The sequence below is a fragment of the Nostoc sp. genome (assembly GCF_036917635.1).
In the GTDB taxonomy this organism is placed as follows: Bacteria; Cyanobacteriota; Cyanobacteriia; order Cyanobacteriales; family Nostocaceae; genus Nostoc.
Window position 1 is genome coordinate 128,243 of sequence record NZ_JBALCW010000098.1, and the last position, 24,796, is coordinate 153,038.

The following is a 24,796-nucleotide window of genomic DNA, read 5'->3' on the forward strand; positions in this document are numbered from 1 at the left end:
AGTGAGAATTGAACCAGGCGCTCACACTTATTTTATTAAGATTTTCACCTGTTCAAGCGTGCTATTCGCTTCAAAAGCTTTAATCCCACGCTACATCACGTAGATTACCTTGTGAAGAATCGCTTGAGTTAAACATTTACTAGATGCTACCTTCTACAAGGTGACACAGGATTTGGAGCGATTTTTTAACAATGAAGCACAGACACAAAGTAGCTTATGGCTTGACATCGCTGATTAGTCTTAATTTAATATCTAGTTTAATTGCATTTGATGGTGCGATCGCAGCGCCAACGCCAAAAGCGATCGCCACAGTACCGAGAACGCCAGATAAAACTGTCAATTGCGAGATTTTAGTTGTCGGTGGTGGACTCTCCGGTGTCGCCACAGCTTACGAGGGGTTACTCGCCGGAAGAACGGTTTGTCTCACGGAAATTACTGACTGGCTGGGAGGACAAATTTCTTCTCAAGGGACATCTGCGTTAGACGAACGCCCAACTCAGCGTGCTCTCAAATTCTATTCTCGCGGCTACCTAGAATTGCGAAACCGGATTGGGCGCAAATACGGTAAACTTAACCCCGGTGACTGTTGGGTAAGTGAATCCTGCTTTCTTCCCCGCGATGCTCACGCCATTTTGGCCCAGATGCTCAAAGATGCCGAAAAGCTTGGCAAAGGGAAGTTGCAATGGTTTCCCAACACGGTAATTAAGGATTTGGAAATCGCTGCTGATGGCAAAATAATTGATAGTGCGATCGCAATCCAACATCAACCAGCAAAAGGCGCACCACCCCTCAATACTTTTACTTTATCTCAAAGTATTGAAGATTCTTATAGCTACGAAAACTCATCTCGATTTACCAAAACTATTCTCCGTTTCCTCCCCAAGGCAGATAAAGGGGATGCTCCTAAGTGGTATATCGTAGACGCCAGCGAAACTGGAGAAATTATTGCCCTTGCTGATGTCCCCTACCGATTGGGTATTGATGCCCGTTCTTACCTAGAACCTTCGGCTTCTGACACCAACAACGACCCTTATTGCCCTCAAGGCTTTACCTACACCTTTGCAATGGAGGCAACTAAGGAACCGCAACCTCAGACGATGCCCCCATTTTATTCACAATACGCCCCATATTTCAGCTATGAATTAACGCGACTGGCTAACTTTGATTTAGTTTTTACCTATCGTCGCATTTTGAGTCCAAACAAAGGGAAACCAGAAAAATTCGGCGGTGTAAGTTTTGATGCTCCTACACCAGGGGACATCTCTATGCAAAACTGGACTTGGGGTAACGATTACCGCCCTGGAACAGCCCAAGATAACCTGATTTACAGTCGCCAACAGTTACAAAGTACTGGACAGTTAAACCCAGGTGGTTGGATGGGAGGATTGCGAACAGAAACCCTCCGCAAAGCTGAGGAAAATGCCCTCTCTTTTTATTATTGGTTGGTAGCTGGGATTACAGATTCCAAGTTGGGGGAGGGTGTAAAGCAGCTGCAAAGCAATAACCGCTTTGTTTCAGGTTTAAATTCCCCAATGGGGACAGTGCATGGGTTATCGAAATATCCCTATATGCGCGAAGCACGGCGGATTATTGGCCGCCCCAGTTGGGGACAACCTGGTGGCTTTGGTATTTGGGAAATTGATATTTCTCGCCGAGATTACAACGATAAGTATTATTCCCAAACTCTTCCAGCAGATATGTATCGGAGGCTACGAGCCGCACTTGCAGGTTTGGAAGCAGTATCAGTAATTGAAGGTAAAGTCTCACCAGAAAAAGCAATGCGACGGACTCGTTCTACCATCTTCCCCGATGCTGTGGGTATTGGTCACTACGCTATAGATTTCCATCCTTGTATGGTGAATAGTCCCCCTGAAGCCCCTGGTAATACAGAACGTCCGGGTGAAAGGCGTGGTGCTGGTCAAGCTTATCCCTTTCAAATTGCTCTGAGGGCAATGATTCCCCAGAAAATTGATAATTTGCTGGTAGGAGGCAAAAGTATTGCTACTAGTCATATTGCTGCTGCTGCTTATCGAGTCCATTCCTTTGAATGGTCGTCTGGCGCAGCTGCGGGAACTGTTGCTAGTTTTGCGCTTAAAAATGCGATCGCACCCTACCAATTAGTCGATAATTTACCCAACCAAGAGCCACAACTGGAAGCACTCAAACGGCTTTTGCAACAAAATGGCAACCCCACAGCCTTCCCCGATACATCTATTTTTAACGAAAACTGGGATAATTGGCGGTAGATAGTCATTGGTCATTGGTCATTGGTCATTTGTTAAGGACAACGGACAACGGACAAATGACGAATGACAACTGACAATGGACTAAACTAATTATTTGTAGTGTAGTTTTGTAAAATTATCTTGCTTAATTGTTCTATGGTTATGACACTTTCAGCAGATGTTTACGGGATGGCCACAGCACCAACTAAAGCTCCTGAACGGTCTAATCAAGTTACCCGTAAGACTTATCCGAATTACAAAGTGATTGTATTAAACGATGATTTTAATACATTTCAACATGTGAGTGAATGTTTGATGAAATATATTCCGGGGATGAGTGGCGATCGCGCATGGGATCTAACTAATCAGGTACACTATGAAGGTCAAGCGATCGTCTGGGTCGGGCCCCAAGAACCTGCGGAACTCTATCACCAGCAACTGCAACGAGCAGGTTTGACAATGGCACCTCTAGAAGCAGCTTAATTATCATGGGCAAACCCACCGTAGATTCCCTCCGAGCGGCTTCGCAAAAAGCTGGCAGACTAGTTTGGAATCACTCGACCCACCTTGATGGTCTAATTCCCATTTTAGAACGTCTTTGTCAGCAGGATAACATCCAAACCGTGACGCCGGGAGTCATTGGGCGGGCAAAAGGTCATTGTCCAAAAATGCAACTGCGCGTTTCAGTACCGATTCGGGGCGGCTATAAAGTAATTGCACGGCAGGGGAAGACGGTACAAGAGGTTTTTATTTTAACCCCTTTGGCGCAGTCAGAATTGGAAACGGCATTAGCGATCGCTATGAAATCTTAATCATTCCCAATTCCCCATGCCCCATAACTATTCTTCAACACGGTGGACTGCAAATTTGTGTAGTGGCAGACTAACAATGCAAGAAAAAGTTAAGAAATATGACAGAGCTGTAGTTATCCTCAAAGTCATTAGTAGAGATTCCCAGTCGGGTAAAACTAGTTTTTCTATCCCAAAGGCTACACAGTAAACTAGCCAGTAAGTAAAGCTCATTCTAAATAAAATCCGCTCTGTTTCTTCCACATCATTTTTTTGCTGCTTGCCGTCCCACAGTAACACCAGCCCAATAATGCAAGCTACAAAGGAAACAGCAACTACAAATTCGTGACAAAATATATTTAACGAATGCATTTGTGTTTATCCCCACATTTCTCAGTTAAAGATCAGTCTAAAGGAATATTCCTTATAGAAATACAAATTATTTACAAACCTCAATAGAGTTATGAATTTTCTGTAAACAAATGCAACATAAATTGTTGTTTTGCAAATATAAATATTTTTAATAAAAATTAAATATTTCTGTTAAGTAGGCGTTTGAAAATTAGAGATTACTAATTAGTTTAGATTTTGGACACAAAAAAGCTGCGTATTTTGTACGCAAATCAAAAAATATATCACAAATTGCCTCAGTTCGTTTTTGAACTAAAGGAAATGACAGTATTTATTTAAGGACGTTTTGTCGTTGATAAGCTAATCGGCATTTAAGTTGCATAATCAGGGCGCTCGTATTGCCCACCCCAGAAGATATTAATAAAATTTTAATATGCAAATTAGATGTGTTTTAACTTATTACTATGCTTTGGGAAACTGCCCAAATAGTAAAGTACTGGTTGATGTTATCCAGCACCTAGCGTCGCACAGATCATATTTCGCTAATTGCTGGATAAATTGAGCGTATTCAATAACCTCACAAATTTTAACAATTTTCTCCTGATGTTTCACAAGCAGCAATACTTACCCAACGGCTAGAACCATCTTCCCAATGCTCTTTTTTCCAAATGGGTGCATTATGTTTGAGGGTATCAATAGCATATTGGCAAGCTTCAAACGCCTCACTGCGATGAGGACAACCTACTGCGACTAAAACGCTAATTTCTCCAACTTGCAAACGTCCAGTGCGATGATGAATCACTACCCGATTTACATCAGGCGTAGATAAGCGAATATCAGCAGCAATTTGATAAAATATCCGTAATGCCATAGGTTCGTAAGCTTGATACTCTAGAGCAATTACAGGTTTACCATCGGTTTGATTGCGAACTACGCCACTCATTATAACTACAGCACCGTTGGCTGGATCGTTAGACAAGGCATAGATTTCTTCAAGAGACAATGGTGCAAAGCTAATGGCAAAACTATCTTCGGCTCTTGGTTTAACAGCAGAGGTAAGTGTAATTGTCATAACTGCGATCGTAATTATGTGGGCTTTTTCTATTGTCCCTGAAAACACTGCTGAGTATGTTTAGTTGCTCTTGCTATAGCGCTTCTTGTTTACGTGAGGTGTAATCCCTTCGCTCAAAATCAAAAAAAAGCAATTCAATTTGACTTTTGACTTTTGACTTTTGACTTTGATGAAAATTATTAAAGAACACGGTGGTTTTATCACCGTATCAAGTCTTGTAGGCAAGGGAACAAAGTTTAAGGTGTACTTCCCAGGAGTTAATCAAGTTCCAATCTAGTTGTTAGAAGATACGGAAATAGTAACTGGATCTGGTGAATGTATTTTGGTTGTAGATGATGAAGCTTCTATTCAAGAAATTACTAAAATATCCTTAGAAAATTATAATTATAGGGCAATTACTGCTGGTGATGGCATCGAAGCATTAGCAATTTATGCCCAGCATAAAGATAAAATTAGTGCGGCAATTGTCGATATCATGATGTCCAAGATGGATGGAGCAACTAGCATTCGGACATTGCAAAGTATCAATCCGTTATTGCCGATTATTGTTGTTAGTGGAATTGCAACATGTGAACAAGTGCCAATCGATAAAACAGATGAACATACAGCCTTTTTACCCAAACCCTACACAACACAATAATTATTGAAAACCTTACATGCAGTTATTAGTCAATAGTATAATCTGCACCATCTAGACGATCGCAGTCATATCTATTTTTAATCGCTTGATTGAAAAAGCTGCCAATTGAGTCAGAGGAATGTAAATCTGACCAAGTATCCTCGTCTACGCCTAAGTACTGATAAACACCTCCATTTTGAAACTCAACTTGCAAAATGTGTTCGTCGCGATCGTAGCCTACTGCGATCGCCATTGATGAGCTAACTGGTAACATCGCAATTGGTTCTTCTTTAAAGGGTAGCGCAGGCGTTTGGGCAATAACTTCGTTCAGTTCTTCTAATCCTTCATAAGCTTCTACTGGCGCTGGAATTTCCAAAAACTCTAGTTCGTCGCCTCGATCGAGCAACAACTGCAAATATCCATCAGAGTGAGCGATCGCAACTAAACTGCTTAAGTCTACCTTAGATAGCTTCATTTATTTTCTGTTTTCCTGTTGGCGTAGTCAAAACTGTTATCCAATACGTAAGTAGTTTTATAGTACAAAAATACTATAAAAGCATTTCTCTGTCAAGTTTTTTCTCCTAATAGAGAATTTACTGATCCCAACTATGTTAGTCTAAGTAATTTTGCACAATAAAACCCTTTTTTCCCTGCCCCCTGCAATAACTGCCTTATCCCAACCATAATTATCTACGCCGACCTACTTATTGGCTTGCGACCAAAGGTATAAAAAATTATGACGTCGTTCCAAATGCCTTGTTCCGTAACTAATGCTGCCAACTCTGCTTCAAATTCCGCTTTAACTTCTTCCAGTTGCCCAGATGAGAGTTGCTTCATGGGATTGGGAAATTGCCCAGGTACTGGATGAGAACCTCCAAACCACATCCGCTTTGCCTGTTCTAGGCTATCTAAGCTAATATAGCTACCATCTTGCTCAGACTTAATTTCAATCGCCTCAAAGCCTGCTGTTTTTAGTAAGTCATGACACTTTTCAATAGTACCTGTTGGTTTACTTAATGCAAGTGAAACGCCATATTTTTGGGCGACTTTTTGCACAGTTACCCCACCGACAAAAGCGGTGTCTGCGAATGCATGAAAGCCAATTAGTCCACCAGGTTTGAGCAATTGATGCCAAAGGCGTAATGTATTGGGAATGTCAGCCATCCAAATCAGGGCTGAGGAACATAGGACAACATCAAAACTGTTGGCTGGAAAGTTCAGTTTCTCAGCATCCGCGAGTACAAGCTCAATATTATTCAGCCCCAGCGCCTCAATCTTGCGTTTTGCCTGCTCAAGCATCCCAGTTGAAATGTCCACTGCAACAACTCGACCTGCAAAACCGACAAGCTGTGCTGCTTCAATCGCCACCATACCTGTTCCCGTTGCAATGTCTAAAACATGCTGTCCTTGGCTAATCTGTGCATGTTCAACCAGACGATGAGCAATTCGAGGATGCCAATCGCCCTGATCATAAGTTTGGCCTCTGCGACTGTATAAATCGGCAATCTGTTGCTTGTATTCATTTAAATCGAGTTGTTTATTCATAATTCTCTTGCAAACAGTGTTTTTTGTCTTACATTTACATAATGCTAAAACACTGATTCAAAGAGGTAAAGTATATGTCAGAACAGACCTTTATTCAAACTGACTCTGAGCGATCGCTGGACATTGAGCAGTTTCCTGGTGCTAAGTTTTTCCCCTTAGCCGAGCCTGTATCACAAGGTTCAATACACTTACTGACAATGAAGGCGGGTACAACGATTCCTATTCATACTCATCCTTGTGATGAGTATGTTTATGTGATGAACGGAGTAGTGGAAACTGGAGGAAAGAGTTGTTCTGGTGGAATTTTTTGGTTCACGCCAGCCCACACCCAACAAGGACCCCACATAGCCATCACGGATGTGGAAATACTCACGATTCGGCTTGGGCCAATGGGCGTGTTTGAGTCACCTTAGTTGTGCAACCAAAAACCTTGTAGAGACGTAAAATTTTACGTCTCTACATGATTCATACCTGTATTCAGTAACGCATCTGAATCTAGCCAGAGACAACAGCAGAGTTCATATCATGAAAATGGGATCTCTCTGTTTGCAAGTAACGATAAAGACGATTGAGGGCGTTGATATGAGCATAAGCTGCGGCGACCACAATATCAGTATCAGATGCTTGTCCAGAAAATATCCTCTCTTGATGCTTTAAGCGAACTGTAACGGTTCCTAGTGCATCAATTCCTTCAGTCACAGATTGGACGGAAAATTCAATTAGTTGATTGGGTATTTCCACTAATTGATTGATTGCTTGATACACCGCATCTACTGGGCCAGTGCCTACACTCGCATCTGTGAGAATTTTGCCTTCAGGAGTGACAATTGTAATAGTTGCAGTTGGGCAAGTGCAGTCACCGCAGATTACCTGGACGTGTTCGATTTGGAAGCCACTTTCTACTTGAATCTGCATTTCATCTCGAACGATCGCTTCTAAATCCCAATCTGATATCTCTTTCTTCTTATCGGCGACATCTTTAAATCGATTAAAGGCTTTATTCAAGTCTGCTTCATTCAATTCAAACCCCAATTCCTTGAGCCTGGTACGGAAAGCATTCCTTCCAGAGTGCTTGCCCAAAATAATGCGATTTTCTGGCAAACCGATCGCAGCAGCTTCCATAATTTCATAAGTCTCGCGGTGTTTGATAATCCCATCTTGGTGAATACCAGACTCATGGGCGAAAGCGTTTGCTCCCACGATCGCTTTATTGGGTTGAATCAGCATTCCGGTTAATTGAGAAACCAAAGATGAGGTTTTGTAAATCTCCTGAGTCTTAATATTAGTCAAGGGTGTATCGGCATCAACCGCACGACCAAAGTAAGGATTGAAAAAGGATTTGCGAACCTGCAACGCCATTACAATTTCTTCTAATGCTGCATTCCCGGCTCGTTCCCCAATACCATTAATCGTACACTCCACCTGACGCACACCATATTCAATCGCAGCCAAAGCGTTAGCTGTCGCCAAACCCAAATCATTTTGAGTGTGAATTGAAAGAATCACCCCATCGATATTAGGAACATGTTCTCGAATTCCTTGAATCAGAGTTCCGATTTCTTTTGGTGTGCAGTAACCAACGGTATCAGGAATGTTAATTGTAGTCGCACCTGCTGCGATCGCTCTTGACAAAACTTCATAAAGAAACTCTGGCTCAGTGCGGCTAGCATCCATCGGTGAAAATTCTACATCGTCTACAAACGACTTGGCATAAGCAACCATTTCTGATGCGATCGCTAATACTTCGCTGCGAGACTTTTTTAATTGATATTTCAGGTGAATATCAGAGGTAGAAATCATTGTGTGGATTCTGGGATGAGCCGCGCCCTTCAAGGCTTCGGCGGCTGTGTGAATATCCTGGCGAATCGCTCTAGCTAAACTGCAAATGATTGGCCCACCCGGTATTCCCACTTGTTGGGCAATGGTTTTAACAGCTTGAAAATCTCCCGGACTAGCAACGGCAAAACCTGCTTCAATCACATCGACACCAAGGAGGGCTAGTTGATGAGCGATCGCTAATTTCTCTTCTACATTCAGGGTTGCGCCCGGTGACTGTTCGCCATCCCGTAGCGTGGTGTCGAAGATGATAACTCTATCTGGTTGAGATGCAATGCTCATAACTGTCTCCCGTAGTATTGAAGGGATTACTTTGGATATTGTATACAATTTTTCTAATTTTGTATACAATATCCAATATGAATTTAAATGACTTAGCAGCGAATGTGCTGCAACAACAACGCAGTACCCCAGATTTAATTGCTGATGCTTTGCGGGAAGCGATTCTGCGCGGCATATTTCAGGAAGGACAATCTCTGAGACAAGATGAAATCGCTACTCAGTTTGGAGTTAGTCGCATTCCCGTGCGTGAAGCGCTTAAGCAGTTAGAAGCAGAAGGATTAGTGACACTACATTTAAATCGTGGTGCTTACGTATCGGTGTTGACAGCTCAAGAGGCGCAAGAAATCTGTGAAATTCGCAGCGCCTTAGAAGTGAAAGCGATGCAATTGGCAATACCCAAGTTCAGGGAAACAGATATAGAAAAAGCTGCTGTGATTTTAGAAGCGACAAATCAAGCAACTGATGCAGGTGTGTTGGCAAAACTCAACTGGGAATTTCACGCGACGCTGTATGCTACTGCTGAACGTCCTCGGTTGCTGACAATGATTAAAACTTTACACGTTAATTGCGATCGCTATGTTCGTATACAATTAGCGCAGATGGATTACCAAGAGCGATCGCAAAAAGAACACTATCAACTCTTAGATGCTTGTCAAAAGCAGGATACAAAAGCTGCTGTCAGACTACTAAAACGACACATTGACACAGCAGGACAACAGCTAATTGCATACTTGCAGCAAATTGCTCAGAAGCGCTGATTATTAGATGATATAGCAGAACAGACTAAACGGTAAATTTCCACTATTCTGTTCAACAAACCTCTCCCTCCCTTGAACTAAGGTTCAATCATGAAAAAACTGATCAAGCATATTAAAAAATTGCTGCAACGTATCTTCAAGAGGTTTGCATCCAATTCTCAGCAAACATCGCCCTTAATAAATTCTCGTCCATTAGAAACTTCTATCAAGAGTGTTTCTCCCCGATGGGAGTCTGGTTTAGTGCTTGTATGTTCACAATGTGCAAACGAGCGCTCAAATAGTTTTCATCCAACTAGCAAAAGCTCAACAGCTTCGGAAGACTTAGAGAATTGGTTAAAATCTCGTTTAAAATTTGAGGGATTATGGGGAGAATTTCGGGTTGTTAGCACCAGTTGTTTAGGGATTTGTCCAAAATCCGGCATTACTGTCGTTATTGTAAGTAATGGAAGTGGCGGTAATAGTCCATGCTTAATTGTAAATCCTCACAGCGATCGCGAACTTCTCTACTCACGCATCAAACAGAATAAAGGATGACTTTACAGCTTGGGTAACGCCCAGATTAGGATATTATTCACTAAATTATTGAATAAGCTAAAAAACATCTAACTTGCATAACCCTTATTAAATATAACTCTTGTGGGGTGGGCATCCTGCCCGCCCAACTTATGCAAGTTTATTTGTGGAACAGCTTACTAAACTGTATTTTGTATTGCACTAAGTAAGTCGGCCATAAATGAATCGTTCCAGAGTTTTTACAAAACTCAACATACCTTGCTTTTATCGTCCCGACTTACTTACAACCCGACTGTAACTTTTACGCCAACCGCAGATAAGGACACTTTTGTAAAAACCCAGATGCCTTATTTTTGGCATCTAAGTTATGAGTATGTGCTGGCGTAGGTCGAATAATGCCACCAAATAGGTCATCTAACGCGTAGGGAGTAAAAAATTGCCATTGACCTTGTGCATCTAGTCGAACTCCTACAGCAGTAGCAGTGTGCAGCCACTCTGCGATGCCATCCTCTGTACTAGTGTAGGGTCTGCTACCAGGCCGCCAACGAGCAAAACTAGCTTGATTTTTTACATCAAACTGTTCATGAGGAAATTGTTCTGTGAGAGTCGCCTTTGCTGCTAGTTCTTGAGAACGGTTTCCCTCTATATCAAAGAATGCAATATCAAAATCTTTAATACGTAATTTACACTCATTGCCAAAAATTGTAGACCAAACAGTGTTTCGGACTGCACCCCCGGCTAACCACCAGTTAGGTAGATTTAGTTGAGCGATCGCTCTTAATACTGTATCAATAGGTGTATCAGCTAAAATCATCTGTAGACGAGTGTTACTATTCATATCAAATTCCTGGGACGATCAACTAGAAGGTGAAAATATTATCATTCACATCTCATTAGGGACTTCCAAGAAATAAATTACTCAAATAAACGAACCTTATTAGACACAGAGAACACAGAGGAATAAGGAGGAGAAAGTTTTTTCGCCACTTTTTTGAGTATTTTTTTATTTGGAAGTCCCTTAAGCTTACGGTCTTGATAGTCCTACTGTGACACTTGGCGGGTTAAGGTTTTTTCGGGTAACAGCTGAAGTCAGAGTATAGAGAACAGGGTTTTACGGAAGGTTAAATAATTCGTAATTCGTAATTCGTAATTCGTAATTAAGTTTTGTAATGGCGAGTTTTCGAGCGTCTGGGTATTTGAAATGTAACTTTCTAAACAAGTGATGAAATGATAATCTTTATTTTAAGCAACTGACCTGTCGAAGGAAATCTTAGTAAAATGATTTAATAAACCGATCAAATTATTTAAAATAGCTATATTGAACTCAAATTATAACCTTATTTTGTATATCATATAGTTTTACATACCTGTCTGCAAATTATGTTAAATAAAGCTAGCACAGGATCAATATTTTTCTATAAAATCTTACTGGAAATATTCAATTATGTGATTTAGCTAAAATCAAATTCTAAACATAATTTCGGTTTACTGTCGAAAGTTTTAACAGTTATTTGCACACAAAATTGATGAAAAACGATACACCAGAAGAATTAAATCCAGATAAAGAGATTGGGCGCTTGATTGATCAGGTAATGTCTTCATCTTTGACTGATGAACAGTACCGCAAAAAGATGCAGCGACGCAAAGAAGTGCAGGATCAACGTATAGCACAAGCTGTACCAGAAAAAGGATTAATTATTGTAAATACTGGTAATGGTAAAGGTAAAACTACTGCGGCTTTGGGGATGGTGTTACGATCGCTAGGTCACGGGTATAAAGTAGCGATCGTTCAATTTATCAAAGGTAGTTGGGAACCTTCAGAAAAACGGGTTTTCAGTAATTGGGAAGACCAGTTAGAATTTCACGCAATGGGCGAAGGCTTTACCTGGGAAACTCAAGACCGCGATCGCGATCTCGATAAAGCTAGCGCCGCTTGGCAAAAATCATTAGAATATATTCGCAACCCAGACTTTCACATGGTGTTGTTAGATGAAATCAATATCGCGCTGAAAATGTCTTACTTAGAAGTAGACGATGTTTTAGCAGGTTTGGCGCAAAAACCAGCCGATAAGCACGTTATTCTCACAGGTAGAGGCGCACCGGCTGCAATAATAGAGCGTGCTGACCTCGTAACTGAAATGACCCTAGTTAAGCACCCTTTCCGCGATCAAGGTGTGAAAGCGCAACCAGGAATTGAGTATTAAATTGAAGATTACTTACACATTTGTAATGTGCGGCGATCGCTAGCAGTGATAGAATTTAAATGATAAAAGTCTTGCAGAGCCAGCGAGTAAGGATAACTGCTTAACTCATCTTCACTCACTTGAGGCAGTCTATTGCTTGCAGCTACCTGATTCGACCCAGGAGAACTGGCTTCATTTGACGAACTATTAACCGTCATCGCCAACTCTCCTGATGGGTTGAGTGTACCCTGAAAACAATTAAACTCTGAGTGGGGCATAAACAATGCACCCGTTACCTTATCCTGCTGCTTTTGAAATATGATATAACCTTGACCAAGCTGGTTTGATTTTGGGGATTGACCATAGAGGTAAATCCCATCTTTTACAGGAAAATCCACTTTTGGTAAAACTCCTGCGTCTTTTGTAGCTCCTTGAGAATCTGGAACCAACGCTGTGGTTGTAGGTAATGTTTTAGGGTTCTTATGACCAAAAAACCCTCTATCTCCAGAAGCTGCGTTGAGTTGACTTCTCTGCTCTCGAACTCTTCTTAACTGCGACAAAAGAGAGTTTTCGCTGGTTTTATGAATTTGAGCCGATGATAATGAAGAATTTGTAAATGGTACTACTTGAGTCTGCTTGGCTATAAAGCCCAAACCGAGAAGTAAGCCTAAGCCTGCGAGGGAAATTCCCCATTGACGGGGAGATAAGAACTGATGAAGGTTGTTAAGCACCCTACTTCTCCTGTTAAAAAAACGAACTAAGTTCTTTGTAATTTACTTAAATTATCACTAAGTCTTAATTATCAAAGACTTTGTTTACAACTTATATTACTATTGTCCAAAAAAGAAAACTGTCAAAAACTAAAGTTTTTATTTAATTTAGCTCAACAACCTTAGATTACCATCACTTAGAGTCTTTTTTCTTCATTCAATAGATTCATGCCATTGGGTGAGGTTAATCACAAATTAAACGTTCTCAATTAACATTAAACTTTTTGATATCTTGCTTTTGAGATTTTTCAGGTGATAAAAATGCTGATTTCATCAGTCTTTCAGCAAGTTCAGCCCTTGTTGCTTTCATAGAAAAGGATTGCCCCTTAGCTGAGTACTGAGTTTTGATGATAACTTTTTTTACTCGATTATGATTAATAGTCCTACAGTCAAAGTAATTCTGGCACTTGCAGGTAGTCCCGTAAGTAGGTGGGTGGGAAAATTTATAACTATGTCATTGCGTTGGCTTAAGCCTTCCCGTAGGGTACGGAGCGTCTCCAAGAGTTGCAATTCGCTTGCGGTTTTGAGGATTTTACATTTTGTTACATAGTTCGGTTTATTTGAGCTAACCTATTTAGATCAAGGAAGACTGCGCCTAGACGTGAAAGTGCGTCAGATTTAAAAAGGGTTGCAATGGTGTAAATATTGTGACCAAATTAAGTTGCAATTTTGATGGGTTGTGGGGGTTTGGATAAAATTATCCCTCTACCCAGAAACAATTAGTTTGGATTTCCATCTGTGGGGAAATGGGTGATAATTAACTGTGGTGCAGGTTAATTATATTTACCCTATTCTATGACTGAAGATTTGCTCAAGTCGTTTCAACAAGCTTATCGTAATTTGGAACTGTTACCCTTAATTGAAGAGAATGATTTACGAAGGTTTCGGGTAGAGTATGGCGAAGATACTATTGATGAATTGATACAGTTGATTGAAGATAGTCCCAATTCAGATGGTAAGGTTGTTTTTACCGGACATCGGGGGTGTGGTAAGTCTACTTTGTTGGCGGAATTTAGCCGGAGAATAGAAGATAAATATTTTGTTGTTTTATTTTCTATTGCTGACACTATAGAAATGTCTGACGTAAATCATATTAATGTCCTGTTTTCTATTGCTGTTAATTTAATGCTAGAAGCAGAGGCGCGTCAAATTGATATTCCTGCTTCTACTAAAAATGCCATTGATAAATGGTTTGCTACCCGCGTCCGCACGGAAGAAACCAATATTCAAAGGGAAGCTTCTAAAGATTTTAATATATTGAAACTATTTAGTGTCAAATTAAAAGTTGACTCGAAAATACGTTATGAGCTAAAACAAGAATTTGAGCGGAAAATTTCTGAATTAATCGCTCAATTAAATATTATCGCCGCCGCAATCCAAGTGGTTACAAAAAAACAAATATTAGTAATTATTGATGATTTAGATAAGCTTGATTTAGTAGTAGTCAATAATTTATTTAAAGATAATATCAAAGCTCTCTGCTTACCTGGATTTAGGATTATTTATACTATCCCTATTGCGGCTTTGCGAGAAAAAGACCTCAAACCAACTATTGAAAATGAAACTAACGATCAAGTTGTGGCAATGCCTGTTTTAAAGTTATTTAAAAAAGGAGAGAGTCATTTAGCAAATGCTACACCATTTCCAAAAACTTTGAATATTCTTTGTGAAATATTGACTAAACGAATCTCAGATAATTCACTTGAATCATCAACAGCAGAAAAAATAGTTTTAAATAGTGGTGGCGTGTTGCGGGAATTAATTCGCATTTCTAATGAATGTTGTCGGATTTGTCTGCGGTTAATTCGCCGGAAGCCAGAAGATAAAGTAATAATTAATGATGAAATTTTAGACCAAGCAATTAATAATATTCGCAATGACTTTGCTATGCCTTTAGGTAGTATAGATTATCGGATATTGCAAACAACTTATCAAAATTTTAAACCAGAAAATCCGAAACAGCAAGAATTTCTCGACTTACTACATGGGCTTTATGTACTTGAATATCGCAATCGTCAAAATTGGTATGATGTTCATCCTATTGTTGTCGAATTGTTGCGTGATGAGGGCTTAATTGATGACAACAAATAATCAAAATAAAAATATTAACCCTGATAAAAAAAATCAAGATGCTTTTGATGATTTAATTGTCTCCATTGAAGCGGGAGAAGGTAAATTTAATTTACTCATTGGTGTTTGTGATAATGCTGATTTTCGGAATCAAATAATTAAGCGCTATGAAACAGAATTAAAACCTCATTTTTGTACCTATAGTGTTACATTAGACGAACAAGAACCTAATTTAAAAGCTGCTATTCAACAACTCTTAGAAAAGGAAGAATGTCTACAACAGTTTGAACCAGGAGTGATAACTGTTACGGGTGCCGAAAAGTTGCTATTTCTCAGGCTGGGGGAAGAACAATCAGCACAAGAAAAGTTCTTTGGTTATTTGCAGTGGACAAGGGAAGGCTTGGGGAAATTTCCCTTTGCGATTGTCCTGTGGGTGACGCATCAATTGATGATTAATTTAATGAAAAAAGCGCCGGATTTTTGGAGTTGGCGTAATGGAGTATTTCGGTTTGTTTCCCATGCTAAAAATGTGATTTCTGCGAGAGAAGTTGAGGAGATACGTTTTGCGTTAACAAGTACGGAATTAGAAAACTTTAATAGTGATAATGACTATTTTTTACCCATTGAAGATTTACAAAGATTAATTAAGCAAATAGAAGAACAAAGCGAAATTAAAGACGCAAAATTAGCAAGTTTGTATATTACATTGGCGAACATTTACAAACAGAGATTAGACAGAGGTGAAGCCCAGGACTATCAACAAGAATTAGATTTAGCAATTAAGTATATTTATAAAGCGCTGGAATTGCAAAAAGAATTAGGGTTAGAGGAAGATATCGCCTCTAGCCTCAACAACCTAGCCTTACTCTACAAATCCCAAGGCAGATACAGCGAAGCCGAACCCCTTTACATTCAAGCTTTGGCACTCAGGCGCAAGCTGCTGGGTGAAGAACATCCAGATGTCGCACTTAGTCTCAACAACCTAGCGGCACTCTACTACTCCCAAGGCAGATACAGCGAAGCCGAACCCCTTTACATCCAAGCTTTGGCACTCAGGCGCAAGCTGCTGGGTGAAGAACATCCAGATGTCGCACTTAGTCTCAACAACCTAGCCTTACTCTACAACTCCCAAGGCAGATACAGCGAAGCCAAACCCCTTTTAATCCAAGCTTTGGCACTCAGGCGCAAGCTGCTGGGTGAAGAACATCCAGATGTCGCAACTAGTCTCAACAACCTAGCGGGACTCTACGACTCCCAAGGACGGTACTTGGAAGCAGAACCACTGTATCAAAAGGCTTTAGAAATTGCTGAACTTAGTTTAGGGGTAAATCATCCCAACACAATTACTATCCGTAAAAATCTGAAATTATTGTGTGATCATGCTTAAAGGCTATTTATAATTTTGAGTAGGTTTAGATTTTGCAGCGTGTTGTTACTCCTCATCAAAAAGTGCATCTAAATTGCGATAACCGCTAACTATCCGTAAAATTTCAATCCCGCCTACGATCCCACTAATACTTGATTTCTGAAAAGATACGTAGGGTGCGTTAGCACGGAGAGTACGGCACCATCATTAAGGGTTTGGTGCGTTACGAACTGCGTTCTAACACACCCTACAATACCTAATTTTGTTCAAAAATCAAATATGATTCCTATATATACCATAGTATGTGCCTTTATGCTCCTATTTTAGAGTCTTGCCAGATTTGGTAATTAATGATGGGCTTGCATCCGGTGACAATGCGATCGCATCCTACCTATAACCCAATACCGTTCAGTTAAGCCCAAAATCCTTGTAGAGACGCGAAATTGTACAACTCTTGGAGACGCACTCGCGTTCGTCCCGCTACGCGCTTTCGCGTCTCTACAGGTCTAAAATCACTACCAAAAATCCTTAACTGAACTGTATTGACCTATAACCATTAAATCAGTAGGGGTAACCCAAGCGTATTGAGTTACCAGCATAAAAAAATAGCCCCCTGAATTCAGGAGGCGCATCACCAAGGTGCTAGAAAGACGCGAAACGCCGCGTCTCTCATTTTAACTAGCAACGTATTCTTGAACATTGGCACGACGGCGACGCAGATGAGCCAAAGCTTGATGCTCTAACTGGCGGACGCGTTCCCGGCTGAGATTCAATTTCTCACCCACTTTCGCCAATGACATTTCATTACCATCTTCTAAACCAAAGCGCAGGGCTAAAACTTGTCGCTGTTGCGGAGTCAGTTCTGCTAACAGGTTGTTCAAGTCTTGGCGTAAGAATTCCTGGTTGGTGTAATACTCTGGTGATGGTCCGTCATCTTCGAGCATTTCTTGCAACTCAGTATCCTGGTTCTCGCCAACTTTAACATCCAAAGATACTGGTTGACGCGCCATGTTCAGGTACTCGCGGATTTGAGCCGGTTCTATTTCTAGTTCTTTGGCAATTTCGGCTGGAGTAGGCGATCGCCCCAAGGTTTGCGCCAATTCGCGCTGCACTTTTTTGATTTTATTCAGTTTTTCGGTAATGTGGATCGGTAACCTGATGGTGCGACCTTGTTGAGCGATCGCCCGAGTAATCGCTTGGCGAATCCACCAGTAAGCATAGGTTGAGAACTTATAACCCCTCATTGGGTCAAATTTCTCCACACCCCGCTCTAATCCTAGTGTTCCTTCCTGGATTAAATCCAGAAACTCCATATTCCGCTTTTGGTACTTTTTGGCAATAGCAACGACCAAGCGCAAATTCGCTTCGATCATTTTTTGCTTCGCCCGCTTCCCTTGCGCCACCGTTTGTTGGATCTCGGTTTCCGATTGTTGAACGTGGTCAGCCCACTCTGACATATCCGGTTCGCGGTGCAGTTTCTTCGCTAAAGCTTCTTTAGCGTCGATGAACTTCATCATTTGTTGCACCTGCTTTCCATAGACAATCTCTTGTTCACGGGTTAGCAGTGGTACACGACCAATTTCTCGCAGATAGGTTCGCACCATATCAGCCGTGAATTTGGTATTGAGGTTTTCCGTTTGGGTGTTGACAGTAGGCATTGGTGCGTTATCCTCTACTCCGTAAACACAATGTATGTTTTCTTACTAAAATAAATTGATGAAGGTAGTACATCTATCACAAAATATAGAGAGCTATCAAAAGTAATTATCAATTGATCTAGCCGTTGGTGAGACGTAAACTCTCAATGATAGGTTCCCCTACCTTCCCTAAATTTTCAATCTCTTAAATTTTCAATCTCTATATAAGCACACTGATTGTTTTTGAGAATTCTTCTTTTAGGCAGTTACGAATAGTAACTGTAAATCTGAAGTCGGTATGAGTTCCACTTACTCTTTATAGTAAGATAAATTAGGCAAAGAGTAAAGTATTTTTCGACAAAATGTTTAATTATAATTCAAAATTGCCGATTTCCCAAAAAAAATTAAACTTCCTTGAAATTACTTACTATATCTATAGTGACGCCAAAAACCCCTCTTCTGTTGCCCAAAACTAGCCAGATAACCGAACTTAATTTCCCGTGAGAATGGAGGGATGTTACGAATTGGGCATGGGGCATAGGGCATTGGGAAAATAACAAATGACTATCTAGAACCCAAGGTCAGCCTTGGCTAGTTCAGCAGCAGCGAATACTTCCGCGTCTGGTTTTTCTTCCCAAGCTGGCTCTCCAATTTCTTCGTAAAAAGTTGCATCATAAGGACGGGTACGGACTACTACTGGCATAGGAACAGCATGACCCAAAATTAAAGCTTGTTGCTTAGAGTCTAACTTTGCCAAAACCGATCGCAGTCCGCTACCACCAGATACACCTGTAAAAATCGCGTCAATATCTTTATCATCATTAAGCAAAGCGGTAATCCGAGTCCCAATCTGGGACATGACTTCATTATCAATACCCGATGGACGTTGATCAACTACCAAAAGTGTGACGAAATATTTTCGCAATTCCCTGGCGATAGTCCCAAAGATAGTACTTTGTACGATAGCTGGGTCAAGGAAACGGTGCGCCTCTTCAATGGTAATCATCAATGGCGTGGGGCGATCGCAAGGGTTTTTGCTTTGCAGGAATTTATCTGCTTTCTTGACGTAATGCTCATGAATCCGTCGGGTGATCATATTCGTCACCAACATATAAGAGAGCATATTAGACTGGGAACCAAATTCTATCACAACATTCTTCCCAGATTCCAGGCACTGGACAATTTTACTAATATAATTCTGCGGGCAAACCGCTCGCATATACTTCAAGCTATCCATCCGCATAAGTTTGCGCTGTAAAGAGTTAATTGAACCTGGGTGTCCCGGCTTTTCCTCACAGAACATCTTAATGTCCTCACCAGTCATATTTAACAGCTGGACAATCCAAGACTTACCAAACTCATTAAACAAAATATTAGCGTTATCCAAGGCTGCGTCAGAAAGTCCTAAATCTCGACCACATAACTTAATATCTTCAACTTCAATTTGCTCATAGCTCAAATAGAGTTCTTGAGCATCACGCACACCCCGGCGCTTTGTCGATTCCGGGTCGAGGGTGTAAACTTCTACTTTGCTAGGAAAAAGTTGCTTTAAACCTTTAACTGTACTTACATTCTTCCCTTCTGCAACGGCTTCCCAGCCATACTCAGAGTGCATATCAAAAATCAAATTTACTGCCGCGTTTTTACGGATAACGCCAGCTAAAAGTAACCGTGTTAAAAAAGATTTACCAGTACCAGATTTCCCAAAAACCCCATTACTCCGTTCCACGAAGCGATTTAAATCGATGCAAACTGGCACATCCATATCCAAAGGTTTACCGATGGAAAAATTACGCCTTTGGGGGTCATCTTCCCAACCAAATACCCGGCGAAAATCGTCAACACTGGCATCGTAAACTTGGCTAAAGTGGCTAGGAATAGTTTTAACAGGCAACAATTCCATTGTAGTACTGGTTTGTGGCACAAATGAAGCCAAACCCGTCACTGATGGCAGAAAGGGATTTGCTGATTTGCCATTTGTTGGGGAGAAAGATTCTTCCGATTCGGGAGTGAACATCAACATCGGCGCGAGGTTGATAGTACCATAAGTACCACTTCCGGCTAAAACATCTCGTAAAAAAGTGTCTTCCCAACTAGGGGGACTTGCAATAATTCGGGCATTAGCAGCCCCCAATGCTACATCTGTCAGCATACAAAAAAAGCGCGATCGCATCCCTTGCACAACAAGAAACTTACCCACCCGCATATCTTCCACAGAAATGTCAGGATGCAATCGTACTTCTAAGCCTTCAGTTAGAGAACCTTGAATGACCGAACCTAATGGCTGTGCCGAATTTATCTGATTAGTCATTTGTCATTTGTCATTGGTCATTGGTCATTTGTCTTGAGTTATTATCTCCCAGTCACCAATCCCCAATCCCCAATTACCTAGTCAATCTGAATCGAAGTTGGCGCACTTCCTGTTGGTGGAGTGGTAGTGATTAATGGTTTGCGGAATTGGGCGTAAAGGCGATCGCGCCAGGTAAAGAATGGTTCATAATTTATATTCTCTGAAAAGATTGGTAATCCTTTACCTCTAATAGAAGCTGGTAAATCCAGATAGGGACCTGAGGGGAACTTGAGCAATATCGATAACCCAGCTACTGCCAAGTCAGCTAAAGTTGGCTCATCTCCAGTTAAATAAGGACTATCTGCCAATAATAACGTTACCGCTTCCAAGTCTTGTTTTAAAGATGCGATCGCTGACTTTATCATATCTGGGCTGTAACCTACGCCAGAACCCAGCACTGTCAGTAAGTCAGTTGGTACTCCTTCAACCAGACTTTTAAATATATCTGGTGTTGAGGTGGGTAATAAAGACTTGCGGAAATTTTGGTCTTGACTTATGGCTGCAAATAGCGCTTTGCGACCTTTGATACCTATGGACTCATCCGCCCATTCTTCGATTAATAAAGTTAAACCCCGTTTTTTGGGATCTTGCGGTATTATCGGGCGATCGGGATACTCTAAGTCTAAATACTTAGCTATTTCCGTAGAATCCGCAATATATCTATTACGATCCTTTAATACCGGAACTTGTTTCTGACCAGTCAGCCGAAACAGTTCTACTTGTCCAATCCCAGGCGTAACCTCTATTTTGCGGTAATCTAGTCCTTTAAAATCTAGAATTAGGCGCACTTTCTCTGAGTATTGAGATAGTTCCCATTGGTATAATTCCAACATGTTGTATACCTTATAACTGGTCAACTTCTTAACTGTACAATTGTATCTTTAGTTAAAGTAATTTTTCTTTACATTATTTGCTTTTTGTCTATTTAATTGAAATTGTGCTTCAACTTATGCCTGATTTTTAACAAAATCATCGATTTAAAAAGATTCTTTCTGATTAAAATATAAAATTGAATAATTTAATTTGGCATATATCAATAAACTTAAGCGCTCAATTGTAAGTCTTCAGCAGTTACTTTAATTTCCGTCACTGTTTAGACTGAGTTAAGATATCTAAGTAATTAATTTCTCTATTTTTGCTGAAATAATTAATGGTTAATTCAAAGATATCGCCTTATTTATTATGGGATTCAGTATTTTTTAATCATTTATTCATTTACATAGAGCATTGTATATAAATTTACTTATTACCAAATAAAATATTTTTCACAGCTTATTGTAACTCATACCTTGTAGATGTAAGTTTTTCAGACGTTTTGAGAGTTGACGTTACAGCAAATGAGGCTTTTTAACTGTTTTGGCGTCAAAAAAAATACTCATTACAGAAAATATGTGCTAGATATATTTCATAATTGCCAGTGTAAGCCGACGTTTGATATTTTACCTGACCAGCACAAACTCTTTTAAGGAAAAATTTTACTTCCCTCTTAAGTTAGATTTTGTGTATAGCAAAATGTTATAAATCTTTATGTAATGTGTGGACAAAAACAAACAAAATTTATGAAGACAAATTACAGCAAATTGCTGATCGCGTTGGCAGGCATAGCAGGATTTAGTAGTTTAAGCCTGATTATTACTTTACCATCTGAAGCTAAACAGACACTAAATCCTAACCCTAGTATTTTTAACGAAGCCCCTTATAACAAGGGTCAACGTCTTCAAGTAAATACTCAATACACACCTGTTGAAGCTGCTTCAGAAATAGAAAAGGGCAATACCAAACCCAAACAAGTAGCGCAGAAAGGTAGTGTAACAAATCCCAGACCAAGTATTTTCAACGAACCGCCCTATAACCGTGGTGGTGGTGGTGGTGGTAGTGTTACACCTAGTGAAGTTCCAGTTACACCCCGCCCTCCACGTCCTACCCCTCCTACCCCAGGAACTGAACCCTCCAACACACCTACTACAACTCCACCAGGGCCAGGTTCAAGCGACAATCAAGGTAAAAACTTATTAGGGTTGGCAGAGTCAAACGCTTCTTTTAAAACCTTAACTAGGGCTTTGAAAGCAGCAGGATTAACTGGAGCTTTGCAAGGCAAAGATAACTTAACCATTTTTGCACCTACTGATGCAGCTTTTGCTAAGTTGCCACAAGATGCTTTGCAAGAATTGTTAAAACCAGCCAACAAAGAAGTATTGCTGAAGATTTTAACTTACCATGTAGTACCGGGTAAGATATTGTCCACTGATTTGAAGTCTGGTGAAGTTAAAAGCCTTGAAGGTGGCGCAATCAACGTTAAAGTTGATCCTACGACCGGTGTAACTGTCAATGAAGCTAAAGTGACACAGGCAGATATCACAGCCACTAACGGTGTAATCCATGCAATTGATCAGGTGATTTTGCCTCCTGACTTGTAGCTTTTAGGTACAATCTGTAACAGACTAGTAGTCTGTCAAGCTAGTGCAAGAGGGTTCGTAGTAAGCACAAAGCGTGCTTAAAAATTTAAGAATAAAGTCCTGACTACGAACTTGTTTACCCCTCAATTCAAAGCTGACAGACTACTAAGTAAGTCGGCCCAAATAATCATCACTGGAAGGAGAGAGACTTTGAATTTTCCCCCTTCCCGACGCGGGAAGGGGGTTAGGTTAATGGTTAGCTTTTCCACATAACTTGAATTGTCAGAACAGGTTATAGGCTAGACATTACATCTCGTGCAACTGCTAAAGTCTGATCAATATCTTCTTCAGTGTGAGCAAAAGACGTAAACCCAGCTTCAAATTGAGAGGGTGCTAAGTAAACACCACGCTCTAACATCCCCCGATGGAAGCGTCCGAATTTGGCTGTATCAGATTTTTTGGCATCTTCATAGTTATGAACTGGGCTAGAGGTAAAGAATAAGCCAAACATGGCGCTGATTTGACCACCGCATACCCCATGACCAGTTTCTTTGGCAATTTGCAGCAAACCATCTGCTAGCTTCTTAGTAATCCGGTCAAGATACTCGTAAGTACCTGGCTTTTGCAGCAATTCTAAAGTCTTAATACCAGCAGTCATCGCCAAAGGATTACCAGAAAGAGTCCCAGCTTGATATACGGGTCCGGCGGGGGCAACCATTGACATAATATCTCGGCGACCGCCATAAGCTCCTACTGGCAACCCACCGCCAATCACCTTACCCAAGGTTGTTAAGTCAGGAGTCACACCAAATTTTTCCTGAGCGCCACCGTAAGCAATACGAAAGCCTGTCATCACTTCGTCAAATACCAATAAAGCTCCATGTTCGTGAGTCAGTTCTCGTAATCCTTCTAAGAAGCCAGCATCAGGTGCAATAAATCCAGCATTGCCGACAACTGGCTCAAGAATCACACCAGCAATATCGTTGCGGTTTTCTTCAAACAAGGCTTTGACGGATTCTAAGTCGTTAAAAGGTGCGGTTAGAGTGGTGCTAGTTGCCGCTTTCGGAACTCCTGGTGAGTCTGGTAAGCCAAGTGTGGCAACACCAGAACCCGCCTTCACGAGAAAGGTATCGGCGTGTCCGTGATAGCAGCCTTCAAACTTGATGATTTTATCTCGTTTTGTGAAAGCCCGCATCAGCCGCAAAACTCCCATACAGGCTTCAGTTCCAGAGTTGACAAATCTGACCATTTCGATGCTAGGAACGGCATCGATAACCATTTCTGCCAAAACATTTTCTAGGACTGAGGGAGCGCCGAAACTGGTGCCTTTTTCTAAAGCTTCATGTAAGGCTGCAATTACTTCTGGATGAGCATGACCGCAAATAGCTGGTCCCCAAGTGCCTACATAGTCTATATATTGGTTGCCATCTACATCCCAAATATATGCCCCTTTAACACGATCAAAAACGATGGGTTGTCCGCCCACAGACTTAAAGGCACGAACCGGAGAACTCACTCCTCCGGGCATCAGGTTTTGAGCAGCAGCGAAAACTTCTTGTGATTTCGTTGTTTTAATTGTGGTATTTACCAAGGTTCTCTCCTAACAGTGGGCAATAAAAAGCTATATCTTAGGATAGGGTCAAAAAGTGCTTATAATTTCTATCCTATATAATCAGCTGAACTAAAAAATAACAATATGTTATGCAAGTGGAATAAAGACTTGCCTCTAGTAGTCTGTCAATTTGATTTTGTTAAGCTTGTTTGTACTATCCAAAACCTTGTAGAGACGCGAAATTTCGCGTCTCTACATCCGTCATTTTTATGTTGACAGACTACTAGATATTCAAACTCGATTATCTGAAGCATACCAGGATCTTTAGGAAGCAGCTTTTAATTCGGCGATTCATTGGTATGGCGAGGCATCAAGAGCTTTACAAAGTCGCGTTGAGTGCTGTAAAGATGCAGTCTGCTATGGAACGGAATGCTTTTGTTTAGAGCTAGATAAGATAGTTCAATTAAAAAAACATGCCAGTTG

The 24,796-nt window shown here is 40.8% G+C and carries 22 protein-coding genes and 1 pseudogene; 12 read left to right on the forward strand and 11 right to left on the reverse strand.

What is annotated here, in order from left to right; genetic code table 11:
• Positions 1–191 precede the first annotated feature (191 nt).
• From V7K32_RS24050 to V7K32_RS24060, 3 genes are all read left to right on the forward strand, one after another.
• On the forward strand, positions 192–2,246 hold the full coding sequence (locus V7K32_RS24050) for an FAD-dependent oxidoreductase (RefSeq protein WP_334996655.1): 2,055 nt from the start codon (positions 192–194) through the stop codon (positions 2,244–2,246).
• A gap of 135 nt (positions 2,247–2,381) precedes the next feature.
• Positions 2,382–2,708: an ATP-dependent Clp protease adapter ClpS gene (gene clpS / locus V7K32_RS24055; protein ID WP_334996657.1), complete on the forward strand. Its 327-nt coding sequence runs from the start codon at positions 2,382–2,384 to the stop codon at positions 2,706–2,708.
• A gap of 5 nt (positions 2,709–2,713) precedes the next feature.
• Positions 2,714–3,037, forward strand: a complete 324-nt coding sequence (locus V7K32_RS24060) for a DUF2103 domain-containing protein (RefSeq protein ID WP_334996659.1) — start codon at positions 2,714–2,716, stop codon at positions 3,035–3,037.
• A gap of 27 nt (positions 3,038–3,064) precedes the next feature.
• Here V7K32_RS24060 and V7K32_RS24065 read toward each other — a convergent pair whose 3' ends face one another.
• Together V7K32_RS24065 and V7K32_RS24070 are read right to left on the reverse strand one after the other, a co-directional pair.
• Positions 3,065–3,385 (reverse strand): hypothetical protein, encoded by a 321-nt coding sequence (locus V7K32_RS24065; RefSeq protein ID WP_334996661.1) that lies wholly within the window; start codon positions 3,383–3,385, stop codon positions 3,065–3,067.
• A 565-nt stretch (positions 3,386–3,950) separates the two neighbouring features.
• On the reverse strand, positions 3,951–4,436 hold the full coding sequence (locus tag V7K32_RS24070) for a molybdenum cofactor biosynthesis protein MoaE (protein ID WP_334996663.1): 486 nt from the start codon (positions 4,434–4,436) through the stop codon (positions 3,951–3,953).
• A 277-nt stretch (positions 4,437–4,713) separates the two neighbouring features.
• On the opposite strand from V7K32_RS24070, the gene V7K32_RS24075 reads away from it, so the two are divergent.
• The gene (locus tag V7K32_RS24075; protein ID WP_334996665.1) at positions 4,714–5,076 is read left to right on the forward strand and encodes a response regulator; all 363 of its coding nucleotides are present in this window, start codon (positions 4,714–4,716) and stop codon (positions 5,074–5,076) included.
• A gap of 25 nt (positions 5,077–5,101) precedes the next feature.
• Here the strand turns inward: V7K32_RS24075 and V7K32_RS24080 are convergent, their stop codons facing one another.
• Both V7K32_RS24080 and V7K32_RS24085 read right to left on the reverse strand, forming a co-directional pair.
• Entirely contained in the window at positions 5,102–5,530 is a 429-nt protein-coding gene (locus V7K32_RS24080) for a KTSC domain-containing protein (RefSeq protein ID WP_334996667.1), read from the reverse strand.
• A gap of 215 nt (positions 5,531–5,745) precedes the next feature.
• Positions 5,746–6,600 (reverse strand): class I SAM-dependent methyltransferase, encoded by an 855-nt coding sequence (locus V7K32_RS24085; protein ID WP_334996669.1) that lies wholly within the window; start codon positions 6,598–6,600, stop codon positions 5,746–5,748.
• A 74-nt stretch (positions 6,601–6,674) separates the two neighbouring features.
• Between V7K32_RS24085 and V7K32_RS24090 the strand changes: the two genes are divergently transcribed.
• Complete coding sequence (locus V7K32_RS24090; protein WP_334996671.1) at positions 6,675–7,013, forward strand: cupin domain-containing protein; 339 nt, start codon at positions 6,675–6,677, stop codon at positions 7,011–7,013.
• Between the two features lie 82 nt (positions 7,014–7,095).
• On the opposite strand, the gene V7K32_RS24095 is transcribed toward V7K32_RS24090, so the two are convergent.
• Positions 7,096–8,718 (reverse strand): 2-isopropylmalate synthase, encoded by a 1,623-nt coding sequence (locus V7K32_RS24095; protein ID WP_334996673.1) that lies wholly within the window; start codon positions 8,716–8,718, stop codon positions 7,096–7,098.
• Positions 8,719–8,795: 77 nt separating this feature from the next.
• Here V7K32_RS24095 and V7K32_RS24100 point away from each other — a divergent pair, with 77 nt between their 5' ends.
• On the forward strand, positions 8,796–9,476 hold the full coding sequence (locus V7K32_RS24100) for a GntR family transcriptional regulator (RefSeq protein WP_334996675.1): 681 nt from the start codon (positions 8,796–8,798) through the stop codon (positions 9,474–9,476).
• Between the two features lie 90 nt (positions 9,477–9,566).
• On the forward strand, positions 9,567–10,010 hold the full coding sequence (locus V7K32_RS24105; protein WP_334996677.1) for a (2Fe-2S) ferredoxin domain-containing protein: 444 nt from the start codon (positions 9,567–9,569) through the stop codon (positions 10,008–10,010).
• Between the two features lie 280 nt (positions 10,011–10,290).
• Here V7K32_RS24105 and V7K32_RS24110 read toward each other — a convergent pair whose 3' ends face one another.
• Positions 10,291–10,827: a nucleotidyltransferase family protein gene (locus V7K32_RS24110; protein ID WP_334996679.1), complete on the reverse strand. Its 537-nt coding sequence runs from the start codon at positions 10,825–10,827 to the stop codon at positions 10,291–10,293.
• Between the two features lie 688 nt (positions 10,828–11,515).
• On the opposite strand from V7K32_RS24110, the gene cobO reads away from it, so the two are divergent.
• A complete protein-coding gene (cobO, locus tag V7K32_RS24115) occupies positions 11,516–12,193 on the forward strand; it encodes a cob(I)yrinic acid a,c-diamide adenosyltransferase (protein ID WP_334883461.1) in 678 nt (225 codons plus the stop codon).
• A gap of 8 nt (positions 12,194–12,201) precedes the next feature.
• On the opposite strand, the gene V7K32_RS24120 is transcribed toward cobO, so the two are convergent.
• Positions 12,202–12,903, reverse strand: coding sequence for a hypothetical protein (locus tag V7K32_RS24120; protein WP_334996681.1), 702 nt, complete (start codon positions 12,901–12,903; stop codon positions 12,202–12,204).
• Positions 12,904–13,737: 834 nt separating this feature from the next.
• On the opposite strand from V7K32_RS24120, the gene V7K32_RS24125 reads away from it, so the two are divergent.
• Both V7K32_RS24125 and V7K32_RS24130 read left to right on the forward strand, forming a co-directional pair.
• Positions 13,738–15,033: an ATP-binding protein gene (locus tag V7K32_RS24125; RefSeq protein ID WP_334996683.1), complete on the forward strand. Its 1,296-nt coding sequence runs from the start codon at positions 13,738–13,740 to the stop codon at positions 15,031–15,033.
• Between the two features lie 439 nt (positions 15,034–15,472).
• Positions 15,473–16,399 carry a tetratricopeptide repeat protein gene (locus tag V7K32_RS24130; protein ID WP_442938800.1) on the forward strand — a complete coding sequence of 309 codons (927 nt, stop codon included), beginning with the start codon at positions 15,473–15,475 and terminating at the stop codon, positions 16,397–16,399.
• Between the two features lie 653 nt (positions 16,400–17,052).
• Here V7K32_RS24130 and V7K32_RS24135 read toward each other — a convergent pair.
• The 3 genes from V7K32_RS24135 to V7K32_RS24145 all read right to left on the reverse strand — a co-directional run bounded on the left by V7K32_RS24135 (position 17,053) and on the right by V7K32_RS24145 (position 21,198).
• On the reverse strand, positions 17,053–18,036 hold the full coding sequence (locus tag V7K32_RS24135) for an RNA polymerase sigma factor, RpoD/SigA family (protein WP_334996687.1): 984 nt from the start codon (positions 18,034–18,036) through the stop codon (positions 17,053–17,055).
• Between the two features lie 547 nt (positions 18,037–18,583).
• Positions 18,584–20,326, reverse strand: a complete 1,743-nt coding sequence (locus V7K32_RS24140; RefSeq protein ID WP_334996689.1) for an ATP-binding protein — start codon at positions 20,324–20,326, stop codon at positions 18,584–18,586.
• Positions 20,327–20,403: 77 nt separating this feature from the next.
• Positions 20,404–21,198, reverse strand: a complete 795-nt coding sequence (locus tag V7K32_RS24145) for a glutathione S-transferase family protein (RefSeq protein ID WP_334996691.1) — start codon at positions 21,196–21,198, stop codon at positions 20,404–20,406.
• 726 nt (positions 21,199–21,924) lie between these two features.
• Between V7K32_RS24145 and V7K32_RS24150 the strand changes: the two genes are divergently transcribed.
• Complete coding sequence (locus V7K32_RS24150) at positions 21,925–22,782, forward strand: fasciclin domain-containing protein (protein WP_334996693.1); 858 nt, start codon at positions 21,925–21,927, stop codon at positions 22,780–22,782.
• A 271-nt stretch (positions 22,783–23,053) separates the two neighbouring features.
• On the opposite strand, the gene hemL is transcribed toward V7K32_RS24150, so the two are convergent.
• A complete protein-coding gene (gene hemL, locus V7K32_RS24155; protein ID WP_334996695.1) occupies positions 23,054–24,352 on the reverse strand; it encodes a glutamate-1-semialdehyde 2,1-aminomutase in 1,299 nt (432 codons plus the stop codon).
• Between the two features lie 217 nt (positions 24,353–24,569).
• On the opposite strand from hemL, the pseudogene V7K32_RS24160 reads away from it, so the two are divergent.
• Positions 24,570–24,756: pseudogene (locus V7K32_RS24160) on the forward strand (ChaB family protein).
• Positions 24,757–24,796 lie beyond the last annotated feature (40 nt).